Source organism: Methanospirillum sp., from assembly GCF_035406105.1.
Classification (GTDB): Archaea; Halobacteriota; Methanomicrobia; order Methanomicrobiales; family Methanospirillaceae; genus Methanospirillum.
Genome location: NZ_DAONKG010000118.1, coordinates 1 through 7,612, shown reverse-complemented (window position 1 = coordinate 7,612; position 7,612 = coordinate 1). Strand labels below are relative to the sequence as shown.

Sequence of the window (7,612 nt, the reverse complement as noted above, 5' to 3'; positions counted from 1 at the left end):
TGCCTTGCACCGGAACACTTGATGAACTGGTAACTCCACCGTATGGTCTCAAACACACAATACTCTCACAAACACCTGATATCCATCTCATCCAGGCAATGAGAGATTCTCTGACCGAGATGATCCAGTCAGGGACTGCAGGGTGTGCCGATTTTCGTGAGGGAGGAAGATCAGGAGTGCGTGCATTAAAAAAAGCAGTAACAAAACTCCCCTTTCATCCGGTTATTCTGGGGCGGGAAGGTGGTGAGGAGATAGCTGACGGAGCCGGAATCAGCAGCGCCAGAGACGTGTCGTCTTATCTGGACATCGTGGACCGTATGAAGAAACAGGGAAAAATTATCGGTTTTCACGCAGGGGAACGGGACCCTCAGGATATTGATGCCGCTTTGGATGCAGGCCCTGATTTCCTCGTTCACTGTACGCATGCAACACCATGTCAGATACGGAGAATTGCAGATGAAGGTATCCCTGTTGTCATCTGTTGCCGATCAAATTATCTTCTTCAGGTAACAACAGGGTCTGATCACCCTCCGGTTCATCAGATGAAAGAGGCCGGGGTTCAAATCCTTATCGGAACGGATAATGTCATGTTTGTCCAGCCTGATATGATGCAGGAGATAGCATTTATTCATACTGCCTACGGGGTGCCTGCTCATGATCTCCTCTCTTCTGCCACCAGGGGATTTCCGCCTGCAGGGATAACTCATGCCATAAAAAAAGGAAATAAAGCTTCATTTTTCGTATTGGACTGCTCATGGGGAAATTTGCATCATTCCCGTGACATCAAATCCACCATTGTGAAGAGGGCGCCATTGAGCCATTTTTGCGCAAGAATTTTTTAGGTAAAGTCCAAATTAAATTGGAAGCCTTTTTGAGGGGAGTATATGTATAACACAATTCTTGTTGCTATTGACGGATCCATTGTCAGTGAAAAGGCATTTGAGGCAGCCGTCGAACAGGCACATGCCTGGAAAGCAAAACTTCACGCAGTTTACGTCGTAGAATCGGGGCTTTTTACAGATATTCCGGCAGACAGCAAACTGGAGATTATGTACAGCCTGCTTGAGCAGGAAGGCAATGCAGCACTTGATAAAATCAAGGAGATTGCCAAGAAAAAGAACATAGAAGTTACAACGCATTTTGAACAGGGGCATGCCGGAGACACCATTCTTGCTACTGCCGAAAAGATAGGTGCAGATCTGATCGTCATGGGATCTCATGGAAAGAGTAATATTGATCGCATCCTCATCGGAAGTGTCAGTTCCTTTGTTGTTGAACACAGCAAGGTTTCCGTTTTGGTGGTGAGATCATAGTGCCAGTCCCGTTGGTATCAGACTACATGACGACCGATGTCGTCACTGTAGAAATACCTGGAAACCGGGATGATGTACTTAAAATTTTAAAAAGAACCGGAATCAGCGGAGTTCCTGTATTAAAGAATGGAAAACTGGTTGGTATCATCACGAGAAAGGATCTTCTTCACAAACCTGAAGAGAATCAGCTCGCTCTCCTGATGACTCCTGATCCGCTCACCATCCGTCCTGATGCGACTCTGAGTGAAGCAGCCAGGATGATGAGGCAGCGTAATATCCGCAGACTGCCTGTTGTGGACGAAGCAAAAAACCTGGTTGGTCTTATCAGTGTGGCTGATCTCATCCTTGCGATTGCACGGATGAAGATTGAGGAAGAGATAAAGGATGTCTATACCAGCCCCACCTTTGCTCTTTGGGAAGAGACTCCCCTGCCTCTTGTCGGACGTATCATGGAAATATCAGGGTTTGAGGCAATTCCGATATTAAACCGTGAATCCAAACTTCAGGGCATCATCTGTGAGCGTGATCTTATCAGATGCGCCATGATTGAAGACTCGGTGGAAACCTCAGATCTCTCCACAACCGGAACCGATGATGATGAATGGACCTGGGAGAGTATCCGCGATGTTCATCATATCAGTTATGGTATCTCACGTGTCCAGCTCCCCAACCGCCCGGTAAAAGCCGCAATGATCACAAACGTCGTCATGGTCCCGCCAAATGCTGAGGTGAGTGAGTGTGCCCTCAAGATGAAGCGTGCCAGGGTTGATCAGCTCCCAATCGTGAACGGAGACAACCGACTCATCAGCATTCTCTTTGATCGGGAACTTATCAAAGTCTTATTAGATGAAAAATATCAATAAAAAACTTTAAATTATTGCAGGTTATTTGTAACTAAGGCATTTTTGCTTCTGCAATACTTTCCCATTTCACTCATTATTTCCGGAGTCCATTATGGTCGAACAGAGCGATACGATGAAAGGAACAACCACGGTCGGTATTGTATTTGATACCGGGGTTGTGCTCGCAAGTGAGAAACGTGCAACCATGGGATATCTGATATCCAACAAGACTGCGAAGAAGATTTATCAGATTGCACCAAGGATTGGTCTTACGACCGCTGGTGGTGTTGGAGATGCACAGCAACTTGCACGGCTTATGACGGTAGAGGCAAATCTTTATGAGGTCCGGAGAGGTAAGCGTATCAGCGTACAGGCTGCATCAACCCTGCTCTCCAATATTCTTCATGGCAACCGCATGTTTCCCTTTTATGTCCAGCTTCTGATCGGAGGTGTCGACGATACCGGGCCAGTGCTCTACTCAGTTGATGCTGTAGGAGGAACCGGAAAAGAAGATGGCATCGTTGCAACCGGTTCAGGATCTCCCATGGCATATGGTGTGCTTGAGGACCGGTACACTATTGGCATGGATGAGCGTTCAGCCATTGAACTTGCCATACGTGCTCTTCGTTCTGCAATCAAAAGGGATGCAGGTTCCGGAGAAGGAATAGCAGTAGTAGTCATTACTGAAGAATCCTATCACGAATTATCAGACGAAGAGATCAGTATTCTTACACCCAATTAGACTATTTTACATATTTTATTACTTTTTTAGGACGGTTTTATGCTTATTGAGGAACGTCTCAAAGAGATACAGGAAAAAATCAAAAAGAAAGTCCCAAAAGGGATTAAAGTTGCATCTGTCGAATTTGAAGGGCCTGAACTGGTTATTTATACCGATGATCCAAAGTCATTTGCTGACCAGGATGATCTTATCAAAATACTTGCACGAGATATCCGAAAACGCATTGTCGTTCGTCCAACCATATTAGAAGATCCGGAACGGGCTGCATCAGCAATCAGGCGTGTTGTCGGTGAAAATGCAGGTATATCTGATATATTCTTCGAAGCTGACACGGGTGAAGTCCTCATTGAGGCCGAAAAACCAGGTGTGGTAATTGGGAAAAACGGAGCGACCCTTCGTGATATCACCCGCGAGATCGGGTGGACACCCAAGGTTGTCAGAACACCTCCTATCGAGAGCAGCACAGTAAAACAGGTAAGACAGTATTTGCGTGCAGCACACCAGGAGCGAAAAGAGCTTCTGAAAAGGATTGGCAGAAGAATTCACCGTGATGTCATTGCAAAAGATCAATGGATACGGGTTACCACGCTCGGATGCTGCCGTGAGGTCGGCCGGGCTGCATTTCTGCTCTCTACACCTGAGAGCCGGGTACTTATCGACTGTGGAGAAAAGCCTGACAGCTTTGAAGCAACTCCATACCTCTACGTCCCTGAGATTCACCCTCTTTCACAGCTGGATGCTGTGGTCCTTACTCATGCACACTTGGATCATTGTGCCTACATCCCCCTCCTCTATAAATACGGATATGAGGGGCCGGTATACTCCACCCCGCCAACACGGGATCTTGCAGCCATGCTCCAGCTGGATTACCTTGATGTGGTGAATAAGGAAGGAAAAACCGTTCCATATTCCTCAAATGAGGTTAAAGAGTATATAAAGCACTCAATAGTCCTCAATTACGGATGTGTGACAGATATTGCACCGGATATTAAACTCACCTTCCACAATGCAGGGCATATCCTTGGTTCAGGGATTGCTCATTTCCATATCGGTGATGGTCTTTATAATGTTGCCTTTACCGGAGATCTTCACTATGGAAAGAGCCGTCTCTTCAATGCGGCAGTGAACCACTATCCACGGCTTGAAGCACTCTTTATGGAATCGACCTATGGAGGCGCCCAGGATATGCAGCCCTCCCGTGCTGAGGCAGAGGAAAGACTCTATGGGATCTTCCGTGAAGTGCTTGAACGGGGCGGGAAAATTATTATCCCGGCTTTTGCTGTTGGCCGATCCCAGGAAGTCATGCTAGCAATTGAAGAGGGCATGCGTCTTGGGAAATTCCCCCCGGTTAAGGTCTACCTTGACGGGATGATCAAGGAAGCGACCGCCATTCACACCACCTATCCGGAATACCTGAATTCAGAACTCCGGAACCTTATCTTCAAGGAAGGACACAACCCATTCCTTGCCGAATGTTTTGAACAGGTTGACTCTGCTGAAAAGCGAGAGCGGGTCATAAACGGAGAGCCCTGTGTGATCATTACTACCAGTGGTATGTTAAATGGCGGTCCGGTCATGGAGTATCTAAGAAACCTTGCCGCAGATGAGCGGAACTGTCTTGTCTTTGTCGGTTATCAGGCCGATGGAACCCTTGGACGGAGAATTCAGAAAGGCTGGCGTGAGATACCCATCGGGAACCGTGAGACCATCGTTGTCAATCTTGACTGCATCACCGTCGATGGATTTTCCGGTCACTCAGATCGGAGACAACTGATGAATTTTGTCTCGCATATGCAACCAAAACCAGAGAAGATATTTGCAATTCATGGCGATGAGAACAAAACCATCGATCTTGCAAGTTCCATCTATAAAAAATTACATATTCAGACAACATCTCCAATGAATCTTGAGACCTACCGGTTGATATGAGAGAATGAACCGGCCGATTTTCCTTTTTTGTGCAGTGTTCATGGTGATGGCATTATCAAATGCTATAGTACCGGTGTTACCCCATCTCTCCGATGAACTCTCTTTTCAGACACTCATCTTTTCTGCGTATTTTTTTGGCGCGATGATTATGACACTGCCTGCCGGGATTGCAAGTGATCGGTTCGGCCAGCCAGTCTTCATCCGGATATCCCTGGTCCTTACCCTGATATCCGGTATATTCATAATCACCCTGACTCATCCCTTTACCCTCCTTCTATGGAGATTTATAGAAGGAATTGGGGCAGGTATTTTTATCTCATCTGCCTTATCCTGGATTGGTTATCAGACAGATACTTTAAAAAATACCGGGATGTTTATGGCCTCGTTAAATCTCGGACTCCTGAGTGGTCTTATCGGGGCAGGCTGGCTTGCGCAGTTTACAGGAGAGATACTGCTTGGAGTATTCATCTGTACCATCCTGACCGGAATAATCTCTGGTTTTGGATTTGTTCTTAAAATACCTCGCCTTGGCAGACAGAAAACGATCAGGTCAGATGAATTGATTACAGAGACCTGGTCACAGATACTTCGTCAGTATCCTCTCTGGATATCTGTGATTATTCTTCTCGGGTCTACCGGATATGTTCAGGCAGTGTTTCCCGAACTCTCCGGATATCCGGTTCATGAGGTGAGTACCGTACTTGCAGCAATGAATTTTGCAACGATAATCACGTCCCTGATAACGCCATATCTGAAAATTGAGCCGGTTCTCCTTATCCGGATTTCGGCCCTGATGATAGTCCCGTTCATCTTTTCATTTCTTAACGCGCCTGTTATCGTTCTTGGTATGGGAGCGGTGGCAGGACTTATTATGGTATCACAGATCGGATACCTGGCACTTGCTGAAGAGCGACAGGGGATAGCAATGGGCCTTTATTCTACGTGTAGTTATGCCGGGATGACTCTGCTTCCTGCACTTGGCGGGTATATCATCTCATTCTCATCTTTTCAGACTGCATCGGCAGTCATTGCCCTTGGAGCCATAGGTACTGCAGTCATCATTGGCAAATGTTCCTGTAAAGGGTTCATTATACATGAAAAAACCACATCAGACACCTGATTGTACATCCTTGCAGAGGGAGGTATGGAATGCTGAATATCAGATGAAAGGCTCCCTCTGGGGTAATACCCCTCTTGAACCGACCACACAGACAAAAACCGGAATATTTTTAGACCTTGGGTGTGGGAACGGGAAGAATTTTCGTCCTTCGTTCTCTGCTACCTGCAGAATAGGTCTTGACTTTTCCTTACCTGCTTTACATCTGTGCAGGAAAAGACCTGACCTATCAGATCTGTCATGTGTCTGTGCTGATGTCCGGTTCCTCCCTTTTTACGATGCAACAATTCACGCTATTGATGCACATCATATCATGGGGCATCTGCTGCGTGATGATCGAAATAGAGCAGCAGGAGAAATAAGCCGGGTTTTAAAACCTGGTGGTGAACTGATTGTCACCGTTTTCGGGACTGATGACTTCAGGGCCAAAGCCGGAACAGAAGTTGAAGATGGGACGTTTCAAAAAGGGAATGGTATCATCACTCACTTTTTTTCTGAGAAAGAGATTGTACGTCTCTTTTCTGATCTTACTCCCCTCGTGCAGGAGTCCTGCACATGGACCATGCGAGTGAAAAGAGAAGTGTTGCCGCGTTCTCTCTGGATTGTCAGGTTCACAAAATCAGTCTTGGACTGAGTTTTCTATCGGGGAAAAAATGGTCATTTATAGTAGAAAGATTAATGTCTTATATGGGAGTAAATTTTTGATAAAAATGGCGTTTTTGTTGAGATAAATATTGGAACGAATACATTATGCAAAAAAAAATTATGTACGTTCAATAAATACTCAACATCTTTTCAGCATACCCCGTAAGAAAAAGATATACCATATTACATAAATAGTAATCATTATGTCTCCCAGTTTTGCTGATTCGGAACAGGATGATTTGTATGACCATGATCTCTCCCGAATCGGAGTCTCACTTCCGTCCAATTTGCTTCAGAGTTTTGATCAGATTTTGAAAAACCGGGGATATTCATCTCGTTCAGAAGGTATACGGGATGCCATTCGTTCTTACATCAGATATCATAAATGGATGGCAGATCTCTCCGGCCCGAGACAGGGAATCATCACGCTCGTGTATGATCACCATCAACGGGGGCTTGTGGCTGCAATCACTGATATCCAACATGACTACATGGAATTAATTCAGGCATCTCTTCACTCCCATGTGACTCACAACCGGTGCGTGGAAGTTCTGCTGGTTAAAGGGGATGCTCAGCAGGTAAAAGGGATAGCCGAGCGCCTTATGGCACAAAAAGGTGTGGAAACAGTAAAACTGACCACGATACCCCTTGAAGGGTAAACTTTTCTTTTATCCCGTTACCGGGCATTTTCATCCCTTCCGATAGAGCCAGTTCCGGTAGATAATCGGTGTGCTGATGGTGGTCAGCAGACTCATAAAGACAATTCCTGCATAGATATCCTGTCCGATAATCCCTCCGGTAAGGCCGATAAGTGCCACTATCATAGCAACCTCTCCGCGAGGGGACATGCCAAACCCGACAATCAAAGCATCACGGTTTCTCATACCGATAAGCCGGGAGGGAAGGGCACATCCGATCACTTTGGTTAGAATTGCCACTCCGGTCAGAACCAGCATGAAGATGATCCCCTCAAAAGTCAGGGCATGAACATCCACAAGAATTCCCAAGGATACAAAGAAGATAG

9 protein-coding genes are annotated in these 7,612 nt (G+C 46.0%); 8 read left to right on the top strand and 1 reads right to left on the bottom strand.

All coding sequences use genetic code 11. The annotated features are described in order from the left end of the window. From PLA23_RS08210 to nikR, 8 genes are all read left to right on the top strand, one after another. Nucleotides 1–842: amidohydrolase family protein (locus PLA23_RS08210; RefSeq protein ID WP_324474822.1), on the top strand; the 842-nt coding region annotated here is incomplete at its 5' end. A gap of 42 nt (nucleotides 843–884) precedes the next feature. After that, nucleotides 885–1,313 (top strand): universal stress protein, encoded by a 429-nt coding sequence (locus tag PLA23_RS08205; RefSeq protein ID WP_324328248.1) that lies wholly within the window; start codon nucleotides 885–887, stop codon nucleotides 1,311–1,313. Between the two features lie 26 nt (nucleotides 1,314–1,339). Next, nucleotides 1,340–2,176, top strand: coding sequence for a CBS domain-containing protein (locus PLA23_RS08200; protein WP_324328279.1), 837 nt, complete (start codon nucleotides 1,340–1,342; stop codon nucleotides 2,174–2,176). A 91-nt stretch (nucleotides 2,177–2,267) separates the two neighbouring features. Further along, nucleotides 2,268–2,897 (top strand): archaeal proteasome endopeptidase complex subunit beta, encoded by a 630-nt coding sequence (gene psmB / locus PLA23_RS08195; RefSeq protein WP_324328250.1) that lies wholly within the window; start codon nucleotides 2,268–2,270, stop codon nucleotides 2,895–2,897. A gap of 39 nt (nucleotides 2,898–2,936) precedes the next feature. Further along, nucleotides 2,937–4,826 carry a beta-CASP ribonuclease aCPSF1 gene (locus PLA23_RS08190; RefSeq protein ID WP_324328252.1) on the top strand — a complete coding sequence of 630 codons (1,890 nt, stop codon included), beginning with the start codon at nucleotides 2,937–2,939 and terminating at the stop codon, nucleotides 4,824–4,826. Nucleotides 4,827–4,830: 4 nt separating this feature from the next. Further along, the gene (locus PLA23_RS08185; protein ID WP_324474821.1) at nucleotides 4,831–5,946 is read left to right on the top strand and encodes an MFS transporter; all 1,116 of its coding nucleotides are present in this window, start codon (nucleotides 4,831–4,833) and stop codon (nucleotides 5,944–5,946) included. Beyond that, nucleotides 5,921–6,577 (top strand): class I SAM-dependent methyltransferase, encoded by a 657-nt coding sequence (locus tag PLA23_RS08180; RefSeq protein ID WP_324474820.1) that lies wholly within the window; start codon nucleotides 5,921–5,923, stop codon nucleotides 6,575–6,577. Before PLA23_RS08185 ends, PLA23_RS08180 begins: the two co-directional genes overlap by 26 nt. A gap of 214 nt (nucleotides 6,578–6,791) precedes the next feature. Further along, nucleotides 6,792–7,247 carry a nickel-responsive transcriptional regulator NikR gene (gene nikR, locus PLA23_RS08175; RefSeq protein WP_324328258.1) on the top strand — a complete coding sequence of 152 codons (456 nt, stop codon included), beginning with the start codon at nucleotides 6,792–6,794 and terminating at the stop codon, nucleotides 7,245–7,247. A 30-nt stretch (nucleotides 7,248–7,277) separates the two neighbouring features. Here the strand turns inward: nikR and PLA23_RS08170 are convergent. Beyond that, on the bottom strand, nucleotides 7,278–7,612 hold a 335-nt coding region (locus PLA23_RS08170), incomplete at its 5' end, for a cation:proton antiporter (RefSeq protein ID WP_324474819.1).